Origin of the sequence: Streptomyces longispororuber, assembly GCF_024448165.1 — a bacterium.
Lineage (GTDB): Bacteria > Actinomycetota > Actinomycetes > Streptomycetales > Streptomycetaceae > Streptomyces > Streptomyces longispororuber_A.
In genome coordinates this window covers 20491-40191 of record NZ_JAMOLN010000078.1, presented here as the reverse complement: position 1 = coordinate 40191, position 19701 = coordinate 20491, and the positions used below count along the sequence as shown (strand labels likewise).

Here is a 19701-nt window from a genome sequence, read left to right as displayed (position 1 = left end):
CTCCTCGACGAGCCGCAGCGCGTTCTCGCGCCAGCGCAGCACGGCGAGTTCGTCCCGTACGCCGACGAGGTGGCGGGCGACGGCGTCCCGCAGGGCGGAGTCGCCGCGCAGCGCGCGCTCGATGTCGGGCACCGGTACGTCGAGGGTGCGCAACGCCCTGATCGTGCGCAGCTGTTGGAGCGCCTCGGCGCCGAACCGACGGTGGCCGCCGGTGGTGCGCGGCAACTGGGGCAGCAGGCCGCGGTCGGCGTAGAAGCGGACGGTCTTCACGCTCGTACCGGCCCGCTCGGCGAGTTCCCCGATGCCCATCTCGTGCTCCGGCGCCACGGTTGAACCTCCCTCCGGGGGAGTTCCTACGGTACGTCCGTCCACGACGCGTCTCAGGAGAAGGGGTCGACGCACCATGACGGCATTCGTGCTGGTGTCCGGGGGGTACACGGCGGGCTGGATCTGGCGGGACGTGGCCGCGGCGCTGCGCGGCGACGGGCACCAGGTGTACCCGGCGACGCTGACAGGCCTCGGCGACCGGCGCCATCTCGCCCGGCCGACGACCGGTCTCGACACCCACGTGGAGGACCTGGTCCAGCTCGTCGACCACGTACCGGAGCACGACGTGGTCCTGGTCGGGCACTGTTACGGCATCCATCCGGCGCTGGGCGCGGCCTCCCGCAGGCCGGAGCGGATCGTGCGCCTGGTGTATCTCGACGCGGGGCTGCCCGGTGACGGGGACAGCTGCATGGACCTGGTCACGGACGAGGTGCGCGGCTACCTCCTCGAGCGGGCGGCGGCGGAGGGCGACGGGGTGCGCGTGCCGCCGCCCCCGCTGTCGGAGGCCCGCGTCTGGGGCGACCTGCGGGATCTGGACGCGGACGCGCGCGAGCGGCTCGCCGGGCATGCGGCGCCCATGCCGCTTGCGGTGCTGACGCAGCCGCTGCGCATGGCGGCGCCGCTCGACCCCGAACTGCCGACGACGGGCGTCTTCTGCACGCTCGGCGGGGGTCCCGGCATCGCCACGATCGCGTCGCTCGTGGCGACGGGCGATCCCCGGTTCGCGCCCCTCGCACGGCCCACCGTGGGGTACTTCGAGCTGGCCACGGGCCATTGGCCGATGCTGTCGGCGCCGCGCGAGGTGGCCGGCGTGCTGCTGCGGGCCGCGGCGGACGAGGGCGAGCGGCTGACCCTCGGGGAGGGCGCCGGGGAGGCCGCCGCCGGATGACTCCGCGTGCGGCGCTCCCCGGATCCGGCGAAGCTGAGGGGCATGGACGGACTGGACGGATACCCCTCGGTCGTCGTGCACGCGGCCCAGCCCGGCGGGCGCCGGGTCTACATCCGGGGCGAGGACGCGGGGCTGGCCACCTCGGTGGCGGACGTCGTGGAGTTCCTGCGGCGCGCGGGGCTCGACGACGCGCCGCTCGACGACCCGGACGTCGTCGAGTGGCGCGGTGGCGGCACCGCGGTCTGGCCCGCGCGGGCCGACGACCCTGACGAGGGTCTGACCCTGTGATCTCCAGGTCCCCTGCGGACCTCTGGGTCCTGTGCGGACCTCTGGGTCCCCCGCGCCCCCTGCGCCGGCCGAGTCCTCCGGGTGACCGGACGTCTCAGCGGTAGCCGGTGACGTCGGCGGGCTTCCCGGTGTCCTGGACCTCCACGAGGTAGCGCCAGGCGTCGGGCCTGCTGCCGTCGAGGTCCGTGAAGCCGTAGACCTGAGCGAGTCCGCCGCTGGACTGCGACGTCCCGTTGAACCGGGCGACGTCCGGGTCCGCGGCGAGCGCGGCGACGGCCCGCCCGACGTAGTGCGGGGTCTCGGAGATGGCGAAGTGCGGCTGGTCCGTGAGCGCGTCCCGCCAGTTCTCCTCGGTGACCCCGAACGCGTCGAGCATGATCTCCGACCGCATCCAGCCCGGGGTGAGGGCGACGGCCGTGGCGCCGCGCGGGCCGAGCTCGTGGCCGAGGGAGAAGGCCATCCGCAGCACGGAGTTCTTGGCCAGGTCGTAGAAGAAGGAGTTGCGGTAGTTCACGCCGTTGTAGTCGGCGGTGCCGTCCGTCACCTCGACGTGCAGGCCGCCCGGCCCGCGGAGCAGCAGCGGCAGCGCGAAGTGGCTGGTGATGGCGTGCGTCTCGACGGCCAGGCGGTGCAGCCTGAGCCCCTTGTCGAGGTCGTGCTCCCAGACGGGCTGGTCCCAGCCGAAGAGGTGCTCGCCGCCCCAGATGTCGTTGACGAGCACGTCGAGCCCGTCCTGTTCCGCGGCGATGCGGTCGACGAGCGCCTTGACCTGGTCCTGCTCCAGGTGGTCGGTGGGCACGGCGATGCCCCGGCCGCCCGCCGCGGTGACCAGGTCCGCGGTGTCCTCGATGGTCTCGGCCCGGTCGTACTCGGAGCGCCTGCTCCGGGTGGTGCGGCCGGTGACGTAGACGGTGGCGCCCGCCGCGCCCAGCTCCACGGCGATGCCGCGGCCCGCGCCCCGGGTGGCGCCCGCGACGAGGGCGACCTTCTCGCGCAGCGGCGCCTCGGCGGTGCGGTCGTCCCGGGGTTCCGGTGTCGTCCGGGGGTCTCGTGCCATCCGGGATTCCTGTGTCATGCGGTGTCTCCCATGCCCTGCGGTCGGCCTCGTGGACGCCCTGGAGCGGCGTCCTGCAACGTCGTCGAGCATCGCGTCGAATCCCGACATCTCCTGTCCGACTTCCCGGACGGATGCGCGTCCGAGGTGCGCGACCACTCCCAGACATACCCCCACGGGTATTTTTGATACCCTTGGGGGTATAGAGTGGCGAGGGTCGCAGGAGGTTGTCGTGAAGGTTGTCGTCGTCGGAGGAGTGGCGGGCGGAATGTCCGCGGCCACGCGGCTGCGCCGTCTGGACGAGCAGGCGGAGATCGTCGTGCTGGAGCGCGGCGCCCACGTCAGCTATGCGAACTGCGGCCTGCCGTACTTCCTGGGCGGCGTCATCGAGGACCGGGACGCGCTGCTCGTACAGACCCCGGAGGCCCTGCACGCCCGGTTCCGGATCGACGTCCGGGTCCGGCACGAGGCCGTCGCCGTGGACCGCGCCGCCCGGACCGTGCGGGTGCGGGACCTGGTGACCGGCGAGGAGTACACGGAGTCGTTCGACCGACTGGTGCTCAGCCCCGGAGCGCGGCCCTTCGTGCCGCAGCTGCCGGGCGTGGAGCGGGCCTTCACCCTGCGGGACGTCTCCGACACCGACCGGGTCGCCGCCGAGCTGACCGCCGGGGCGCGCACGGCCGTGGTCGTCGGCGCCGGCTTCATCGGCGTCGAGGCGGCGGAGAACCTGCGCCACCGCGGCCTGGACGTGACCCTGGTGGAGCTCGCCGACCAGGTGCTGCCGCCCCTCGACCCGGAGATGGCCGCGCCGCTCGCCGCCGAGCTGCGCGCGGGCGGTGTCGATCTCGCGCTCGGCACCCAGCTCAAGGAGGTGCGCGAGCACGACGTCCTCCTCGACGACGGCCGCACCGTGGCCGCCGACCTGGTCCTCATGGCGATCGGCGTGCGCCCCGACGTGGAGCTCGCCCGCGCCGCCGGTCTCACGGTCGGCCCGCGCGGCGGCATCGCCGTGGACGAGACGGGCCGCACCAGCGACCCGGAGATCTTCGCCGTGGGCGACGCGGCCGAGAAGCGCGACGGCCTCACCGGCGAGAGCACCCTGGTACCGCTGGCGAACCTGGCGAACCGGCACGGCCGGCTCGTCGCCGACGCCATCGCCGGACGGCCGGTCAAGGCCCGGCCCGCCACGGCCACCGCCGTCGTGCAGGTCTTCGGCCTGACCGCCGCCGCGACCGGGTGGAACGAGAAGCGGCTGCGCGCCGCCGGCCGCCCGTACCAGGCCCTGCACCTGCATCCCGGTTCGCACGCGGGCTACTACCCGGGCGCGTCGCCGATCGCGCTCAAGGTCCTGTTCGACCCGTCCGACCTGCGGATCCTCGGGGCGCAGGCGGTCGGCTCCGACGGCGTGGACAAGCGGATCGACGTCGTCGCGACCGCCATCGCGGGCGGTCTCACCGCGCCCGACCTGGCCGATCTGGAGCTGGCGTACGCCCCGCCGTACGGCTCGGCGAAGGACCCGGTCAACATGGCGGGGATGATCGCCGAGAACCTCGCCACCGGCACCGACCGCACGGTCCAGTGGCACGAGCTGGCCGCGGTGCGCGATGCGGGCGCCACCGTCGTCGACGTCCGCACGGCCGCCGAGCACGGCCGCGGCGCCATCCCCGGCGCACTGAACATCCCGCTCGACGAGCTGCGCGAGCGCGCCGCCGAGCTGCCCGACGGCGACCTCGTCGTCCACTGCCAGGTCGGGCTGCGCGGCCACACCGCCCTGCGGCTGCTCGCCGGACTCGGCCGCGACGCCGCGAACCTCGACGGTGGCTTCGCCACGTGGTCCGCAGGTCAGGCCGCATGACCCCCACACCCCCGTCCGTCCCGCACACCACCTCACCCGGGAGAAGCATGAGCACCACCACCCTCACCCCCACCGAACTGCACGCCCGCCCCACGGACAGCACGCTCGTCCTCGACGTACGCGCCCCCGGCGAGTTCGCGTCCGGTCACGTCCCCGGCGCGGTGAACGTGCCGGCCGAGCACCTGGACGAGCTGCTGCCCGACCTGCGGGACGCGGCCGAGCGCCGCCGCATCGTCGTGGTCTGCGCGGCCGGCTCACGCTCCGCCGCGGCCTGCGCGAAGCTCGCCGACGCGGGCGTCGAGGCCGTCGGTCTCGCGGGTGGCACGCAGGCCTGGACCGCCGACGGACGGCCGGTCGACACGGTCGAGCGCGCGGGCCGCGGCGTGTGGGCGATGGACCGCCAGGTGCGGTTCGCCGCCGGCTCGCTCGTCCTGGCCGGGCTCGCCCTCGGCCGGCGCGCCCCGAAGGGCCGCCTGCTCGCCGCCGGCATCGCCTCGGGCCTCGTCTACTCCGGCCTGAGCAACACCTGCGGGATGGCCGCCATGCTCGGCAAGCTCCCGTTCAACCGGCCCGAGCCCGGCGCCCTGGACGCGGCCCGCGCCGCCCTGCGCGCATGAAGGGCCCCGACAACCCGGAGGCGATGGACGCGGTCCTCAAGCGGCTGCGGCGCGCCCAGGGCCAGCTGGCCGGGGTCATCGCGATGATCGAGGCGGGCCGCGACTGCAAGGACGTGGTCACGCAACTCGCCGCTGTCTCCCGGGCGTTGGACCGGGCCGGCTTCAAGATCATCGCATCCGGCATGCGGGACTGCATGAACGCGGCGGACGGCGAGCAGCCGCCGCTCAGCGAGGAAGAGCTGGAGAAGCTGTTCCTGTCGCTGGCATGAGCCCCGCCGCCGCACCGGTCCCCCTCCGGTCCGGTGCGGCGGCGGCCCGCACGAGCACCACCTCGCCCCGGACCGGGCGGGTCACGTCCTGGACCGGCTCGGCGAGGCCACTTCCGGGCCGCCCCGCCGAGCCGGGGTTCTCAGGCGGCGCGCCGGACCCGTGAGCCGTGGCGGCGCACGATGTCCGCGTACCGGTGTCCGCTGCCCTTGATGGTGCGGGCCTGCGTCGCGTAGTCGACGTGGACGAGGCCGAACCGCTTGTCGTAGCCGTACGCCCACTCGAAGTTGTCGAGCAGCGACCACGCGAAGTACCCGGCGAGCGGCGCTCCCTTGCGGGCCGCGCGGGCGCACGCCGCGAGGTGGTTCACCAGGTACTCCTCGCGCTCCGGGTCGTCGACGGTGCCGTCGGGGCGGACGACGTCCGGGTAGGCGGAGCCGTTCTCCGTGACGTACAGCTTGCGGGCGCCGTACTCGTGGGTGAGGCGCAGCAGCAGCGATTCGATGCCGTCGGCGTCGACCTCCCAGTCCATGCCGGTGCGCGGCACGCCGAGGCGGCGCACGGCGTCGGCGTACGGGGCGGGGCCCGCCGGGTGGTCGGCGACGGCCGACGGGAAGTAGTAGTTCAGGCCCAGCCAGTCCAGCGGCTCGGCGATGGTCGCCAAGTCCCCTGCCCGCTCGGGGAGTTCGACGCCGTACACGTCGATCATGTCGGCCGGGAAGCCGCGGCCGTGCACCGGGTCGAGCCACCAGCGGTTGGCGTGGCCGTCCATGCGGTGGGCGGCGGCGACGTCCTCGGGACGGTCGGTGGCGGGGGCGATCTGCGCGAGGTTGTTGACGATGCCGACCTCGGCGCCCGGCACCGCGGCGCGGATCGCCTGGGTGGCGAGGCCGTGTCCGAGGAGCAGGTGGTAGGAGGCGCGGACGGCGGCGGTCAGATCGGTCCAGCCGGGTGCCATGCGCCCTTCGAGGTGGCCGATCCACGCGGAGCAGAGCGGTTCGTTGAGCGGCGTCCAGTGCTTCACGCGGTCGCCGAGGCGCTCGGCGACCACGGCCGCGTAGGCGGCGAAGTGCTCGGCGGTCTCCCGCTCGGGCCAGCCGCCCCGGTCCTGGAGCACCTGCGGCAGGTCCCAGTGGTAGAGGGTGACGGACGGGGTGATGCCCTCGGCGAGCAGCGCGTCGATCACCTGGTCGTAGAAGTCCAGGCCCTTGGGGTTCACGGGTCCGTCGCCGCCGGGCACGATGCGCGGCCAGGCGACGGACAACCGGTAGGCGTTCGTGCCCAGTTGCTTCATCAGCGCGATGTCGTCGCGCCACCGGTGGTAGTGGTCGCAGGCGACGTCTCCGTGGTCGTCGTTGTCGATCTTCCCCGGGGTGTGCGAGAAGGTGTCCCAGATCGAGGGCGAGCGGCCGTCCTCGGCGACGGCTCCCTCGATCTGGTACGCGGAGGTGGCCGTGCCCCACAGGAAGTCGTGCGGGAAGGCGGAAAGATCCACGGAGGAGTGGGGGTCGGACACAGGGTTCCTTTCGGAGGACCGTACGGGGGTACGGGAGTCGGTCACTTGACGGCACCGGCGGTCAGGCCGGTGACGAGGTAGCGCTGCAGCAGCAGGAAGCCGGCCACGACGGGCACGCTGACCACCAGCGAGGCGGCCATGATCTGGTTCCAGTACACGTCGTTGAGGTTGGCGTAGGCGCCGAGGCCGACCGAGAGCGTGCGGGTCGTCTCGTTCGTCATGACGGAGGCGAAGAGCACTTCTCCCCAGGCGGTCATGAACGAGTAGACGGCGACCGCGACGATGCCGGGGATCGCGGCCGGCACGATGATCCGGAACAGGGCGCCGAGCGGGCCGCAGCCGTCGACGAGGGCCGCCTCGTCGAGGTCGCGCGGCACGGACTCGAAGTAGCCGATCAGCATCCAGATCGAGAACGGCAGCGTGAACGTCATGTAGGTGAGGATCAGTCCGCCGCGCGAGCCGAACAGGGCGATCCCGGTGGCGTTGCCGATGTTGACGTAGATGAGGAACAGCGGCAGCAGGAAGAGGATGCCGGGCAGCATCTGCGTCGACAGGACGGTCACCGTGAAGACGCGCTTGCCGCGGAAGCGGTAGCGGCTGACCGCGTACGCGGCGAACACGGCGATGATCACCGAGCAGACCGTCGCGGCGCCCGCCACGATCACCGAGTTCGTGAAGTACTTGGCGAGCGGGACGGTCGACCAGATGTCGACGTAGGGGCGGATGGTGAGTCCGCTGGGGATCCACCGGAACTCGCCCTGGACGTCCTGGAGCGGCTTGAGCGAGCTGGACACCATGACGAACACGGGCAGCAGCACGAAGCCGGCGAGCAGCGTCAGGAAGATCCGGCGGGACCACACGAAGGAGCGGGGCGCCGCCATCGGCGACCGGTGCCGCACAGTGGTGTCAGACATCGGCGGTCTTCCTTCCCCGTGAGGTGAGCGCCAGGTACACGCCCGTCACGACGAGCAGGAACAGCAGGAGCAGGACGGACATGGCGGAGCCGGTGCCGAAGTTCCAGGTGACGAACGACGACTGGTAGATGTGGACCGAGATGAGGTCAGCCGCCTTGGGCGCCGCCTTGCCGAACATCACGTACGGCGTGTTGAAGTCGTTGAACGTCCACAGGAACAGGACGAGCACGAGGACCTGGTTGACGGGGCGCAGCGACGGCAGCGTGATGCGGCGCAGCTGCTGCCACAGGCCGGCCCCGTCGAGGGCTGCGGCCTCGTACATCTCCTTGGGGATGTTCTGCAGGCCGGCCATCACGATGAGGAAGGCGAACGGCCAGCCCTTCCACACGGACACGGTGAGCAGCGCGTAGAAGCTGTTGTCGCCGATGAGCCAGAACGAGGGCTTGTCGGTGACGCCGAGCTGGTCGTGCAGGACGTGGTTCACCAGACCGTTGTCGTGCTGGAACATGAACACCCAGGTGATCACGGCGGCGTAGACGGGCAGCGCGTACGGGATCAGGAACAGGGCGCGCAGGATGCCACGGCCCTTGAACGTCTCCTGCATGTAGATCGCGGCCGCGGTGCCGATCGCCCAGCACAGTCCGACGGACAGGACCGTGAACAGGACGGTGACGAAGAAGGAGTGGAGCAGGGCCTGGCCGACGGGCGCGTCGAAGTCGACGGCGATCTTGAAGTTGTCGAAGCCGGACCAGGGGGCGGAGCCCCAGTCGCGGATGTAGAACTGGGTGAGCTCACGAAAGCTCATCACGATGCCCATGACCATCGGGATGAGATGGACGAGCAGTTCGAGGACGAGCGCGGGCAGCAACAGCAGGTACGGCAGGCCGATCCGGCGGATCCGCCCGGGGCGGCGGCTCTTGCCGCGCGCCGCCCCGGGGGTCTTCTTGCCGACAGCCCGCCCCTCCCCCGCCTCGGCGGGGGACGTGGCGGTCGTGGTCATGTCGGTCTCCGCACTCACTTCGTCGGCATCGACTGCTGCGCCTTGGTCAGCGCGGCCTTCACGGACTCGGTGGTGACCGGCTTGCCCGCGGCGGCGTCGGCGAAGAGTTCCTTCACGGCCGTGCCGACGGCGGTCTCGAACTGCGACTCGTCGGCGACCTGCGGCAGCGGGGCCGCGCTCTTGGCGAGGGTCTCCTTGAGGACGCCGGTGGACTGGGCGTTGAACGCCGGGTCCTCCTGCGCGGCCTTGACCGGCGGGATCGAGCCGTAGGTCTTGTTGAGGAGCTTGGACTCCTCGTCGCTCGTCATGAACTTGACGAACTTCGTGGCGCCGTCGAGGTTCTTGGTGTTCTTGAAGACGGCGATGTTGATGCCGGCGACCATGGAGTTGACGTTCTGGCCCTGGCCGGGGGCGCCGGACTGGACGGGTGCGGGCACGACGCCCCACTCGTCGTCCTTCATGCCCTGCGACTTGAAGGTGGACGCGGCGGCCTGCCACAGCACCATCGCGGTCTTGTTCTTGGAGAAGTCGCTCAGGGACTGGTTCTGCGCGTACTCGGCGTTGCCGGGCGCGATGATCTTGTCCTTGGCCATCAGGTCGACGTACTGCTTCACGGCCGCGACCGCGCCGTCGGAGGTGAAGTCGGGCTTGCCGTCGGCGGTGAACCAGTCGGCGCCGTGCTGCTTGGCGAGGACGAAGATCTGGTGGATGTTGTTGGACAGGTTCGAGCCCTCGGCGGCGAGGCCCCACTTGCCGTTCTTGGAGATCTTCTTGCCGTCGGCGACGACCTCGTCCCAGGTCGTCGGGGGCTTGGATATCCCGGCGTCCTTGAACATCTTCTTGTTGTAGTAGAGCGCGTACGACATCGAGTACAGCGGGACCGCGGCCGGGTCCTTGCCCTGGGCGCCGGCCGAGCCGATCGCCGACTCGACGAACCGGTCCTTGCCGCCGATCTTGTCGAAGTTCTTCGCGTCCCACGGCAGCAGGGCGCCGCTCGCCTGGAGCGAGGCGCTCCAGGTGTTGCCGATGTTGAGGACGTCGGGGCCCTGGCCCGACGTGGTCGCGGTGAGGATCCGGTTGAGCAGGTCCGACCACGGGATGACTTCGAGCTTGACCTTGATCCCGGTCTGCTTCTCGAACTTGTCGAGCTCGGGCTGGAGGACCTTCTTGTCCACCGCGATGCTGGCGCCCTGGTTCGACGCCCAGTACGTGAGCGTCTTCGGGGAGTCGTTGGACCCGCCGCCCGAGGACGAGCCACCGCCGCAGGCGGTCGCGGTGAGGGCGAGCGTGAGGGTGGCGGCACCGACGGCTGCGGCTCGGATTCTGCTCATGGCTCCAGGTGTCCCTTATCCGGAGGAACCCCGACCGCGTCCCTACGCCGTGCTCGCATGGCGAGTTCAAGTAGTGAACGCCCTCAGGGCTTAATTTAGGCTGTGAGTTAAGCCGCAAGGGAACGGGGCGTCAAGGGCTCCGACAGGGGTATCTTGCGGCGTGTGGCGTGTGGTTGAGGCTTTGTCGGTGCGAGGAGAGGGAGAACATGGCCGGTCGGAACGGGCGTACGGTGCACGACCTGCGGCGGGAGAACCGGGCAGCCCTCTTGCAACAGTTGTATTTCGATGGGCCGCTGAGTCGGTACGAGCTGGGTCCGGCCACCGGGTTGAGTTCAGGTTCCGTCAGTAATGTGATGGCGGAGCTGGTCGCCGAGGGACTGGTCGAGGAGGCCGGCAGCGTCGAGTCCGACGGGGGCCGCCCGCGCACCCTGCTGCGGATCGCGCCGGACAGCGGGCTGCTCATCGGCGTGGACGTCGGCGAGAACCTGGTCCGCGTCGAGCTCTTCGACCTGGTCCTCACCGAACTCGCCCGGGCGGAAAGGCCGTTGACGCCACGCGACGGCTACGCGGTGGACGTGGTCGTGGACCACATACGCGACGGCATCGCCGAGGTGCTCGCGGCGGCCGGCGCGGATCCGGGGCGGCTGCTCGGCGCGGGCGTCGGGGTGCCCGGCATCGTCGCCCGCGATCCGGAGCACGGGGCCGTGGTGCACGGCCAGACGATCGGCTGGCGGGCGGTACCGCTCGAACGCATGCTCCGGGAGCGCTCCCAACTCCCCGACACGGTGCCCTACTTCATCGACAACGGGGCCAAGACGCTCGGCCAGGCGGAGATGTGGTTCGGCGCGGGGCGCGGCGCGGCCAGTGCCGTGGTCGTGCTGTTCGGCTCCGGCGTCGGCGCGTGCGTGGTCACCGAGGAGGGCGCCCAGGGGCGGGCCGTCGAGTGGGGACATCTGACCGTACGGGTGCGCGGGCGGCGGTGCCGCTGCGGGGCGCTCGGCTGCCTGGAGGCGTACGCGGGGGCGCAGGCCCTGGTCGAGCGGTGGCGGGAGGCGGGCGGGGAGCCGAGCGGCGACGAGGAGGGCGCGCTGACCGAACTGCTCGACGCGGCGTACGGGGACCGGGCCGCCCCGCACGAGCGGGCCCGGGCCGCCGCCGTCCTGGACGAGACCGCCGAGTACCTGGGGGCCGGGCTCTCCGACCTGGTCAACCTCTTCCAGCCGGAGCGGATCCTGATCGGCGGCTGGGCCGGACTGCGCCTCGGCCCACGGTTCCTGGACGCCGTGCGACGGCACGTCGGGGCGTACGCGCTCGACTATCCGGTGGGGCGGGTCGGCGTCGCGATGGGGCGGCTCGGCCCCGACGCGGTGACGGTGGGCGCGGCGACGCTCCCGCTGGCGGCGTTCTTCGCGCGCGGCGGCCGGCGGGCCGAGCCCGCCCGTGCGCAGGAACTGGCCGGGTGGCGGCGGGCGTTGGTGGCGCGGCGGAACTGACCGCCGCACCGGCATCCACCGATCCGGTTACCCCCGGCAACCTTTCGTCGCGTCGTGACGACCCGGACATGAATCGGCAACACCCGTTGCCCGACGACGAGTTGGGGAGACCACGATGAGACGACCCGTAGCGCTGCGCATCTCCGCCGCGCTGGCCGCGACCGCCCTCGCCGGAGGGATCACGCTGGCCCTGTCGACGGACGAGGCCGTCGCGGCCGAGACCGCCACCGGATACGCGAGCCAGAACGGCGGGACGACGGGCGGCGCGGGCGGCACGACCGTGAAGGCCACCACCGGCACCCAGATCCACCAGGCGCTGTGCGGCCGCGCCGCGAGCGACACCCCGATCACCATCCAGGTCGAGGGCACCATCAACCACGGCAACACCGCCAAGGTGTCCGGCGACAGCTGCAACACGGCCGACGGGGTGATCGAGCTCAAGGAGATCAGCAACGTCACGATCGTCGGCGTCGGCAACGGCGCCGTCTTCGACCAACTGGGCATCCACATCCGCGAGTCGAGCAACATCATCATCCAGAACGTGACGGTCCAGAACGTCAAGAAGTCCGGCTCGCCCACCTCCAACGGCGGCGACGCCATCGGCATGGAGAAGAACGTCCGCAACGTCTGGGTCGACCACGTCAGCCTGCTGGCGTCGGGCGGCGAGTCCGAGGGCTACGACGGACTCTTCGACATGAAGAACAACACCCAGTACGTGACGCTGTCCTACAGCACGCTGCGCAACTCCGGCCGCGGCGGCCTGATCGGCTCCAGCGAGACCGACCTCACGAACGGCTTCGTCACCTACCACCACAACCTGTACGAGAACATCGACTCGCGCGCTCCCCTGCTGCGCGGCGGCACGGCCCACATCTACAACAACTCGTACGTGAGCCTGAACGAGTCCGGCATCAACTCGCGGGCCGGTGCGAAGGCCAAGGTGGACAACAACTACTTCAAGAACTCCAAGGACGTGCTCGGCACGTTCTACACCGATGCCGCCGGATACTGGCAGGTCAGCGGGAACGTCTTCGACAACGTGACATGGTCGGAGCCCGGCGACGAGAACAACCCGGCGGGCCCCGACCCGAAGTCCACCACCACCGTGTCGATCCCCTACTCCTACCAGCTCGACACGGCGACCTGTGTGCCCGCCATCGTGAGCAGGACGGCGGGCGCCAACAAGGGGCTGAAGGTCTCCGACGGCAGCTGCTGACCCCTGGTTCAGCCGAGGAACAGCGGGAGCCGCGCGGCCAGTTCACCGAGCTCGGCCGTCTCCTCGTCGGTCGGCGTCCGGCGTCCCGTGCCGACGAGCAGGGCGTCCCGGTCCCCGAACGACGCGGGGAACGGGGCGCCCGCGATCGTCTCCAGGAGTGCCCGGGACCGCGCCAGCCCCTCCGCGGGCGGTCCCGGCACGTCCGGCAGGCGGGCGGTCAGGTCGAGGTGGTGCAGCGTCCATTCCAGGACGTACGCGGTGAGGTAGTCGGCCACGGTCAGGACCTGGTCCTGGGTGCTCACCCGCGCCGCGGGGTCGGCGAGTGCGGCGGCACGGCCCGCGGCGGAGCCGACGTCGTCGAGGTGGAAGGTGAGCAGGGCCGGGTCCTGGTAGGCGGCGGCGAGCCGGACGGTCAGCGCGTCGAGCGGGTCGTCCCCGGTCGGCGCCTCGTCCCCGACGTGCCAGTACGTCGCGGCGTCGACGGTCGGCTCCCCGGCGGCCGGGGTGACGAGGGTGATCAGGACGTCCTGCGCGTCGATCACCAGATGGCACACCAGGTCCCGCACGAGCCAGCCGGTGCAGCCGGACGGCTGACCGAACGCCTCGTCCGGGAGGCCGGCGACGGCCGCGCGCAGCGCCGCCCATGACGTTGAGAAGTGATCCACGTCGGCACGGTACCCGCCGCCGGTGGGCGATGTGGTTGCATGCCGCGATGGAACACAGTGGTGAGCAGCCCGCCCCGTACGTCAGGGCGCGGCGGGACGACGACCTGGCGGACTGTGTGCGCACGCTCCGCGAGGTGCACGACAAGGACGGCTATCCCGTCAACTGGCCTGCCGATCCGGCCGGTTGGCTGACCGTGCGCGGCCGGACGGCGGCCTGGGTCGCGCTGGCGGACGAGCGGGTCGTGGGGCACGTCGTGCTGGCCGGGACGGGCGCGGGCGACGTGGCACCCGCCCTCGTCGCGCCGGGCACCGGGGTCGCGATGGTGGGCCGGCTGTTCGTGGGCCCGGCCGCCCGGGGCCGCGGGGTGGGCGCGCTCCTGCTGGGGCGGGCCGCGCGCGAGGCCCGGCGGCTCGGTGTGCGGGCGGTGCTCGACGTCGTCGCGACCGACACCGCCGCGATCGCCCTCTACGAACGGCTCGGCTGGGAGTTCCTGGGACCCGGGCAACAGGAGTGGGGGCCGGGCGAGTTGGTCGACGTACGGTGTTACGCGGCACCGCCCGCCGCAGCCGATCCGGACTCCGAGGAGACCCCATGACCGAGACCGCGCCCGCCAGAACGGCCGAGCAGCGCAAGCAGGACACGCTCGACCGGCTCGCCGGGGAGGTGGACGCCTGGGTCGCGACGGCCGGGCCGGAGGGCGGGGCGCCGTACATGATGCCGCTGTCGTTCCTGTGGCGGGACGGCGTCGTGTGGATCTCCACGCGGGAAACCAACCCGCTGGCCCGCAATCTGCTCGCCGGCGGCACGGTCCACCTGGGCATCGGGCGGACCCGGGACGTCGTGCACGTGATCGGCGCGTGCGACGCGGTGCCGGAGGCCGGGATCTCCGCCGAGTTGGGCGACGCGTTCGCGAAGCGCACCGGCTTCGATCCGCGGGCCACGCGCGGCGCGTACGTGTACTTCGCGGTCAGGCCGGTCCGGATCCAGGCCTGGCGCGAGGCGAACGAGCTCACCGGCCGGGACCTGATGCGGGACGGGAAGTGGCTGGTCGAGGGGTGACGTGCGCGTGCCCCCGCCGCGCAGTGCTGCGCGGCGGGGGCACGGACGAGAGGGACGCGGGGACCCGGGTCAGACGGCCGGCTCCGGCTCCTTGTCGGTCACGGCGTCGGGGCCCGCGTTCTGCGCGTGCCAGTCGGCGTTGTCGGCGAGCGGCTTCTCCTTCAGGACGAAGGCGAGGACCAGGCCGACCGCGAAGACGGGCAGCAGGTACAGGAAGATCGGGACGAGTGCTTCCTGGTACGAGTTGACGACCGTCTCCCGCAGCTCCGTGGGGAGCGCACGGACCAGCGCGGGGGTCAGCGAGTCGCTGTCGCCGACCTTCGCGGCGGCCTCGGCCGGGATGCTCGTGGCGAGCTTGTCGGTGAGGCGGCTGGCGAACACGGCGCCGACGACGGCGGTGCCGAGGGTCGCGCCGATCTCCCGGAAGAAGTTGTTCGCGGAGGTGGCGGTGCCGACCTCCGAGCCCGGGAAGTCGTTCTGCACGGCGAGGACGAGCGTCTGCATCATCAGGCCCACGCCGGCGCCGGCGAGACCGACGTACAGGCAGACCAGCCAGACCGGGTCGGACACGTCGAGCGTCGACATCAGGTAGGCGACGAGCATGATGATCGCGGTGCCGACGATCGGATAGATCTTGTAGCGGCCCGTCCTGGACATGATCGCGCCGGACGGCAGGGCGGTGCCCATGATGCCGACGACCATCGGGATCAGCAGCAGTCCGGACTCCGTGGCCGACTTGCCGTAGACCATCTGCAGGTACGTGGGCATGTAGCCGACGATCGCGAACATGCCGAGGCCGATCACGATCATGCCGATGAGGGTGGCGACGTTGAAGATCGGGCTGCGGAACAGGTGCAGCGGGATGACCGGCTCCGCGGCGCGCTTCTCCGCGACGAAGAACAGCACCCAGGCGACGACCGCGCCGATGCCGAGGCCGATGACCAGCGGGTCGGACCACTCGTACTGCGTGCCGCCCCAGCTGGCGAACAGCACGGTGCAGGTGACGGCGGCCGCCATCAGCGCGGTGCCGAGGTAGTCGAGGGTGACCTGGACGGCCTTGCGCGGCAGCTTGATCGCGACGACGGCGACGAAGAAGGCGAGCACGCCGAGGGGCAGGTTGACCCAGAACGCCCAGCGCCAGGAGTGCTCGTCGGTGAACCAGCCACCGAGCAGCGGTCCGACGACGGACGACAGACCGAACACGGCGCCCATCGGGGCCATGTACTTGGCGCGCTCGCGCGGCGGCACCAGGTCGGCGATGATCGCCTGCGAGGTGATCATGAGGCCACCGCCGCCGAGGCCCTGGAGGGCGCGGCCCGCGATGAGCGTGCCCATGTTCTGGGCGATGCCGCAGACCACGGAACCCACCAGGAACAGGGCTATGCCCGCGAGGAAGATGTTCTTGCGGCCCATGAGGTCGCCGAGCCTGCCGTAGACCGGCATGCCGATGGTGGCGGCGAGGATGTACGCGGTGGTGATCCACGCCATGTGCTCGATGCCGTTGAGCTCGCCGACGATGGTCGGCAGGGCGGTGGACACGATGGTCTGGTCGAGCGCGCCGAGCAGCATGGTCAGCATCAGCGCGGCGAAGATCAGGCCGAAGTTGGCGGGTTTGGCGATGCTCTCGTCGGCGGCCGGGCCGGCGCCGGTGTCGATGCCCTCGGATGCGGGGGCGTGCGTCATTGCGGGGTACTCCGTTGATGGTGTGCGGATGGTGCTGAGGGCCCTGCGGCAGGGGAGAGCGGTCGCCGCGTACGGGTGGTTCGGGGTGGGGAGAGGTGCGTGGGTGACCGCGAGGGGGTCCGGTCACACGGCGGGCGCCTACTTCACGGGGGCCTGCCCGAGCAGGGTGCGCAGCGCGCCGAAGGAGTCGCGGATGCAGTCGGCGGGGCCGTCGCGGTGGTCGGACTGCTGCGACCAGCGCTTCAGCCCACTGCGCACGGTCGCCATGGCGATGCCTGCGAGCAGCTCCGCCGCCGCGCCGTCGGCGGGGGTCCCGGTGCGCCGCGCGAGGGTGCCGGCCAGCTCCCGCTCGACCGCCTCGCACTGGGCGAGGAAGGTGGCGAGCACGGACGGCACGCCTTCGGCGATGCGCAGGATGTCCTCCAGCTCCTGGGGGCTGGGGGCGGCCTCCTGGAGATGGTCGGCGAGCACGTCGCCGAGGTCGCGCAGCACCGCGTCGGTGTCCGTGCCCGCCCCCTGGGCGAAGCGCTCGGCCAGGGCGGCGGGCAGGGAACCGGGCAGGGCGAAGAGGGCGGCTTCCTTGCTGGGGAAGTAGTTGAAGAAGGTGCGGGGCGAGACCCCGGCCTCCTTGCCGATCATCTCGACCGTGACGCGCGCGAAGCCGAGGTCGCGCGCGAGGCGCAGCGTCGTCGCGTGCAGTTCGGCGCGCGTCTCGCGGCGCCTGCGTGCGCGCAGCCCCTCGGCGGGGGCGCTCTGCTGCTGGTCGGAGTGGGTCACGGCCGAGATTCTTGCACACCGTGCAAACTTGCGGTCACTGCACCCCGGCGGACGGTCCGAGCGCACGCAGGAGGGCGTCGAGCCCGGCGCTCAGCTCGCCCTCGCCGCCGCGCTCGGCCATCAGGGGTGCGGTCTCCCGCAGCCGGGGCAGCTCGCGGGCGGGCAGCCGGTGCAGCCCGAGCCGGAAGGCGGGGTCAGGCTCGTCCGGGTCGTCGTCCATGGCGCGCAGTTCGACGATGAGCCAGCCGAGCAGCCAGGCGGTGAACGCCCGGTGCAGCCGCACCGCCTGACGGTCCCTCAGCCCCGCGTCGAGCAGCAGTGCGATGATCCGCTCGTCGGCACGGAGCACGGCGGCGGGCCGGCGGGCCAGCGGGGTGGACAGCAGCCGGGTCGCCAACAGCGGCACCACGTGCGGGTGCCGCAGTCCGACCTGGTACGCGGCGCAGGCGATCCGGTCGAGCTCCGGGCGCCATTCCCGGCGCGCGGAGCCCGCGTCGAGGGCGGTCTCCAGCTCTTCGAAGAACGCCTCGACGAGCCCGTCGAGCAGGGCGTCCTTGCCGTCGGCGTACCGGTACAACGCCATGGCCTCGACGCCGAGTTCGGCCCCGAGGCCGCGCATGCTGAGGGCCGACAGGCCGTCCCGGTCGACGATCTCCAGGGCGGCGGTGAGCACCCGCTCACGGCTGAGCCGCCCGTAGCGGCCCCGGTCGGAGGCGCGGCGCGCGGGCGCCGCACCGTCCGCCGCCCCCGACGGCTTCTTCGGCATCACGCGCCCCTCTCGGCTCCGGAGTCTCCTGCGGCCTCGGAAACTGCCTCTTGACTCAGGACCACCATAGGCGCAAAGTCGTACATATACGTCGTAAACATACGGCGTTAGCGTACAGCGCAGGAGCGTGCGGCCATGACGCACCGCGAGCCGGTTCCGGTGGATCCCCAGGCGACGGACGTGCGCGAGGTGGCCGCCCATCTCGCCCGCATCTCCGGGGGCAACGTCGTCCGGGTGGCCGCCGAGGGCCCGGTGTTCGGGCGGCCGTGCCGGGTGCGGCGGGTGCGCAAGACCACGTTCGTGCCCGCGCTCCCCCGCCGCGACCGCGTGGCCCTCGGCCTGATCGCGGTCGGCTGGGCGGTGAGCCTGGTCTGGTTCTGGGCGTGGTGGCTGCGCCCCGAGCATCGGGCCGGCTGGCCCGGCCTGATCGTGAACAGCGTGCTGCTGCTGTACCTGACCGGCCTGCCGGCCTACTTCTTCGCCACGGCCCTGCGCCTGCGCCGGGTCGACCCGGCGCTGGCGGTCCCCTCGCTGCCGGTCGCCTTCGTCGTGACCCGGGCGCCCTCGGAGCCGTGGCCCGCGGCGCGCCGCACTCTCACCGCGATGCTCGCCCAGGACTTCCCGCACCGTTACGACGTATGGCTGTGCGACGAGGCGCCCACGCGGGGCATCGTCGAGTGGTGCCACGCGCACGGGGTGCGACTGTCGTCGCGGCAGGGCGTGGGCGCATACCACCGCCCGGCCTGGCCGCGCCGCACGCGCTGCAAGGAGGGCAACCTCGCCTACTTCTACGACCACTGGGGCTACGCCGAGTACGCGGTGGTCGCCCAGCTGGACTGCGACCACGTGCCCGCGCGCGGCTATCTCACCGAGATGGTCCGCCCGTTCGCCGACCCCGCCATCGGGTACGTGGCGGCGCCCAGCATCTGTGACGCGAACGGGGCCGCCTCGTGGTCGGCGCGCGGCCGGCTGCACCGCGAGGCCGTGTGGCACGGGGCGGTGCAGCTCGGTCACAGCGACGGGCTCGCCCCGATGTGCATCGGCTCGCACTACGCGGTGCGCACCCGCGCCCTGGGCGACATCGGCGGCCTCGGCCCCGAGCTCGCCGAGGACTTCTCGACGACCTACCTGCTCAACTCGGCAGGCTGGCACGGGGCGTTCGCCATCGACGCGGAGGCGCACGGCGACGGACCGCTCACCTTCGCCGACCTGGTGACGCAGGAGTACCAGTGGTCGCGGAGCCTGACGACGATGCTGCTGGGGCTGCTCCCCCGCCATCTGGGCCGCCTGCCGGCGGTGCTGCGGCTGCGCTTCGCGTACGCGCTGGCCTACTACCCGCTGCTCGGCCTGATGATCGTGGCGGGCCTGATCCTTCCTCCGGTGGCCGTCGTCACCGGTCTGCCCTGGATGAACGTCGACTACTTCGCCTTCCTGCTGCACTTCTGGACGCTGCCCGTGTGGCTGCTCCTGACGCTGGCGCTGCTGCGCCGGCGCGGGCTGCTGCGGCCGCGCCGCGCCCCCCTGGTGAGCTGGGAGGTCTGGCTGTTCGCGCTGGCCCGCTGGCCGTTCGTCATCGCGGGTCTGATCGGGGCGCTGCGCCAGCGGGTGCGTCCTGGACAGGTCACGTTCAAGGTCACACCGAAGCAGGTGACGGGGCCACGGCCGCTGCCGGCCCGGCTCACCGTGCCGTTCGCCGTGCTCGGCGGCACGCTCGCCGCGGTCGCCGTGGCCGGCGAACTGACCAGCCCCGCGGCCGGCTACGTGTTCCTGTGCCTGGTCGCGGGCGCCACCTACACCCTGGTCGCGCTCGCGCTGCCGCTGCTGCACGTCCGCGAGGCGGCCCGGTCCGCCGGAGTGCCGTTCTCCGCGGCGCTCGGCACGGCGCGCGGCTCCCTCGCGGCGACCGTCCCGGCGGCGCTCGCCGTCGCCACGGCCGTCGTCCTCTACCCGGCCTACGCGGCCGCCGTCCTGGGCTGGTGAGCG

General features: G+C 72.1%; 19 protein-coding genes and 1 pseudogene. 10 read left to right on the top strand and 10 right to left on the bottom strand.

The genetic code is table 11. The features are described from left to right. On the bottom strand, nt 1-309 hold a 309-nt coding region (locus M4J07_RS22215; RefSeq protein WP_255974616.1), incomplete at its 3' end, for a helix-turn-helix domain-containing protein. A gap of 94 nt (nt 310-403) precedes the next feature. Between M4J07_RS22215 and M4J07_RS22210 the strand changes: the two genes are divergently transcribed. Then, complete coding sequence (locus tag M4J07_RS22210) at nt 404-1216, top strand: alpha/beta fold hydrolase (RefSeq protein ID WP_255974609.1); 813 nt, start codon at nt 404-406, stop codon at nt 1214-1216. A gap of 42 nt (nt 1217-1258) precedes the next feature. After that, complete coding sequence (locus M4J07_RS22205; RefSeq protein ID WP_308284761.1) at nt 1259-1504, top strand: hypothetical protein; 246 nt, start codon at nt 1259-1261, stop codon at nt 1502-1504. Nucleotides 1505-1598: 94 nt separating this feature from the next. On the opposite strand, the gene M4J07_RS22200 is transcribed toward M4J07_RS22205, so the two are convergent. Then, complete coding sequence (locus M4J07_RS22200) at nt 1599-2561, bottom strand: SDR family oxidoreductase (protein WP_255974607.1); 963 nt, start codon at nt 2559-2561, stop codon at nt 1599-1601. Nucleotides 2562-2790: 229 nt separating this feature from the next. On the opposite strand from M4J07_RS22200, the gene M4J07_RS22195 reads away from it, so the two are divergent. Genes M4J07_RS22195 through M4J07_RS22185 form a run of 3 tightly spaced genes read left to right on the top strand, consistent with a single transcriptional unit; the run spans nt 2791 to nt 5299 of the window. Next, nucleotides 2791-4413 carry an FAD-dependent oxidoreductase gene (locus tag M4J07_RS22195; RefSeq protein WP_255974605.1) on the top strand — a complete coding sequence of 541 codons (1623 nt, stop codon included), beginning with the start codon at nt 2791-2793 and terminating at the stop codon, nt 4411-4413. A 47-nt stretch (nt 4414-4460) separates the two neighbouring features. Next, the gene (locus tag M4J07_RS22190) at nt 4461-5030 is read left to right on the top strand and encodes a rhodanese-like domain-containing protein (protein WP_255974603.1); all 570 of its coding nucleotides are present in this window, start codon (nt 4461-4463) and stop codon (nt 5028-5030) included. After that, nucleotides 5027-5299, top strand: a complete 273-nt coding sequence (locus M4J07_RS22185; protein ID WP_255974601.1) for a metal-sensitive transcriptional regulator — start codon at nt 5027-5029, stop codon at nt 5297-5299. The genes M4J07_RS22190 and M4J07_RS22185 overlap by 4 nt, the downstream gene beginning before the upstream one ends. Nucleotides 5300-5439: 140 nt before the next feature. Here M4J07_RS22185 and M4J07_RS22180 read toward each other — a convergent pair whose 3' ends face one another. Genes M4J07_RS22180 through M4J07_RS22165 form a run of 4 tightly spaced genes read right to left on the bottom strand, consistent with a single transcriptional unit; the run spans nt 5440 to nt 10058 of the window. Then, the gene (locus M4J07_RS22180; RefSeq protein WP_255974599.1) at nt 5440-6813 is read right to left on the bottom strand and encodes a GH1 family beta-glucosidase; all 1374 of its coding nucleotides are present in this window, start codon (nt 6811-6813) and stop codon (nt 5440-5442) included. Nucleotides 6814-6854: 41 nt separating this feature from the next. Beyond that, nucleotides 6855-7727: a carbohydrate ABC transporter permease gene (locus tag M4J07_RS22175; protein WP_255974597.1), complete on the bottom strand. Its 873-nt coding sequence runs from the start codon at nt 7725-7727 to the stop codon at nt 6855-6857. Then, nucleotides 7720-8727: a carbohydrate ABC transporter permease gene (locus M4J07_RS22170; protein WP_255974595.1), complete on the bottom strand. Its 1008-nt coding sequence runs from the start codon at nt 8725-8727 to the stop codon at nt 7720-7722. Before M4J07_RS22170 ends, M4J07_RS22175 begins: the two co-directional genes overlap by 8 nt. 14 nt (nt 8728-8741) lie before the next feature. Next, the gene (locus M4J07_RS22165) at nt 8742-10058 is read right to left on the bottom strand and encodes an ABC transporter substrate-binding protein (protein ID WP_255974593.1); all 1317 of its coding nucleotides are present in this window, start codon (nt 10056-10058) and stop codon (nt 8742-8744) included. A 206-nt stretch (nt 10059-10264) separates the two neighbouring features. Here M4J07_RS22165 and M4J07_RS22160 point away from each other — a divergent pair, with 206 nt between their 5' ends. Continuing rightward, nucleotides 10265-11551, top strand: coding sequence for an ROK family transcriptional regulator (locus tag M4J07_RS22160; RefSeq protein WP_255974591.1), 1287 nt, complete (start codon nt 10265-10267; stop codon nt 11549-11551). A 115-nt stretch (nt 11552-11666) separates the two neighbouring features. Next, nucleotides 11667-12764, top strand: a pseudogene (locus tag M4J07_RS22155) (pectate lyase family protein); the annotation flags it as partial. 11 nt (nt 12765-12775) lie between these two features. Here M4J07_RS22155 and M4J07_RS22150 read toward each other — a convergent pair. Continuing rightward, nucleotides 12776-13432: a maleylpyruvate isomerase N-terminal domain-containing protein gene (locus M4J07_RS22150; RefSeq protein WP_255974589.1), complete on the bottom strand. Its 657-nt coding sequence runs from the start codon at nt 13430-13432 to the stop codon at nt 12776-12778. Nucleotides 13433-13479: 47 nt separating this feature from the next. On the opposite strand from M4J07_RS22150, the gene M4J07_RS22145 reads away from it, so the two are divergent. Beyond that, a complete protein-coding gene (locus M4J07_RS22145) occupies nt 13480-14028 on the top strand; it encodes a GNAT family N-acetyltransferase (protein ID WP_255974587.1) in 549 nt (182 codons plus the stop codon). Continuing rightward, a complete protein-coding gene (locus M4J07_RS22140; RefSeq protein ID WP_255974585.1) occupies nt 14025-14492 on the top strand; it encodes a pyridoxamine 5'-phosphate oxidase family protein in 468 nt (155 codons plus the stop codon). Before M4J07_RS22145 ends, M4J07_RS22140 begins: the two co-directional genes overlap by 4 nt. 69 nt (nt 14493-14561) lie before the next feature. Here M4J07_RS22140 and M4J07_RS22135 read toward each other — a convergent pair whose 3' ends face one another. The 3 genes from M4J07_RS22135 to M4J07_RS22125 all read right to left on the bottom strand — a co-directional run bounded on the left by M4J07_RS22135 (nt 14562) and on the right by M4J07_RS22125 (nt 17718). Continuing rightward, a complete protein-coding gene (locus tag M4J07_RS22135) occupies nt 14562-16175 on the bottom strand; it encodes an MDR family MFS transporter (RefSeq protein ID WP_255974583.1) in 1614 nt (537 codons plus the stop codon). 138 nt (nt 16176-16313) lie between these two features. Further along, complete coding sequence (locus tag M4J07_RS22130; RefSeq protein ID WP_255974581.1) at nt 16314-16952, bottom strand: TetR/AcrR family transcriptional regulator; 639 nt, start codon at nt 16950-16952, stop codon at nt 16314-16316. Between the two features lie 34 nt (nt 16953-16986). Beyond that, nucleotides 16987-17718 (bottom strand): TetR/AcrR family transcriptional regulator, encoded by a 732-nt coding sequence (locus M4J07_RS22125; protein ID WP_255974579.1) that lies wholly within the window; start codon nt 17716-17718, stop codon nt 16987-16989. A gap of 135 nt (nt 17719-17853) precedes the next feature. On the opposite strand from M4J07_RS22125, the gene M4J07_RS22120 reads away from it, so the two are divergent. Further along, nucleotides 17854-19698, top strand: a complete 1845-nt coding sequence (locus M4J07_RS22120; protein WP_255974577.1) for a glycosyltransferase family 2 protein — start codon at nt 17854-17856, stop codon at nt 19696-19698. The last annotated feature ends 3 nt before the right edge of the window (nt 19699-19701 follow it).

What these genes read in the sequence shown, in the direction of transcription:
- M4J07_RS22125 (WP_255974579.1), bottom strand. Translation starts at nt 17,718, where the DNA reads ATGCCGAAGAAGCCGTCGGGGGCGGCGGACGGTGCGGCGCCCGCGCGC.
- M4J07_RS22160 (WP_255974591.1), top strand. Translation starts at nt 10,265, where the DNA reads ATGGCCGGTCGGAACGGGCGTACGGTGCACGACCTGCGGCGGGAGAAC.
- M4J07_RS22205 (WP_308284761.1), top strand. Translation starts at nt 1,259, where the DNA reads ATGGACGGACTGGACGGATACCCCTCGGTCGTCGTGCACGCGGCCCAG.
- M4J07_RS22170 (WP_255974595.1), bottom strand. Translation starts at nt 8,727, where the DNA reads ATGACCACGACCGCCACGTCCCCCGCCGAGGCGGGGGAGGGGCGGGCT.
- M4J07_RS22210 (WP_255974609.1), top strand. Translation starts at nt 404, where the DNA reads ATGACGGCATTCGTGCTGGTGTCCGGGGGGTACACGGCGGGCTGGATC.
- M4J07_RS22120 (WP_255974577.1), top strand. Translation starts at nt 17,854, where the DNA reads ATGACGCACCGCGAGCCGGTTCCGGTGGATCCCCAGGCGACGGACGTG.
- M4J07_RS22175 (WP_255974597.1), bottom strand. Translation starts at nt 7,727, where the DNA reads ATGTCTGACACCACTGTGCGGCACCGGTCGCCGATGGCGGCGCCCCGC.
- M4J07_RS22165 (WP_255974593.1), bottom strand. Translation starts at nt 10,058, where the DNA reads ATGAGCAGAATCCGAGCCGCAGCCGTCGGTGCCGCCACCCTCACGCTC.
- M4J07_RS22140 (WP_255974585.1), top strand. Translation starts at nt 14,025, where the DNA reads ATGACCGAGACCGCGCCCGCCAGAACGGCCGAGCAGCGCAAGCAGGAC.
- M4J07_RS22145 (WP_255974587.1), top strand. Translation starts at nt 13,480, where the DNA reads ATGGAACACAGTGGTGAGCAGCCCGCCCCGTACGTCAGGGCGCGGCGG.
- M4J07_RS22135 (WP_255974583.1), bottom strand. Translation starts at nt 16,175, where the DNA reads ATGACGCACGCCCCCGCATCCGAGGGCATCGACACCGGCGCCGGCCCG.
- M4J07_RS22200 (WP_255974607.1), bottom strand. Translation starts at nt 2,561, where the DNA reads ATGGCACGAGACCCCCGGACGACACCGGAACCCCGGGACGACCGCACC.
- M4J07_RS22185 (WP_255974601.1), top strand. Translation starts at nt 5,027, where the DNA reads ATGAAGGGCCCCGACAACCCGGAGGCGATGGACGCGGTCCTCAAGCGG.
- M4J07_RS22190 (WP_255974603.1), top strand. Translation starts at nt 4,461, where the DNA reads ATGAGCACCACCACCCTCACCCCCACCGAACTGCACGCCCGCCCCACG.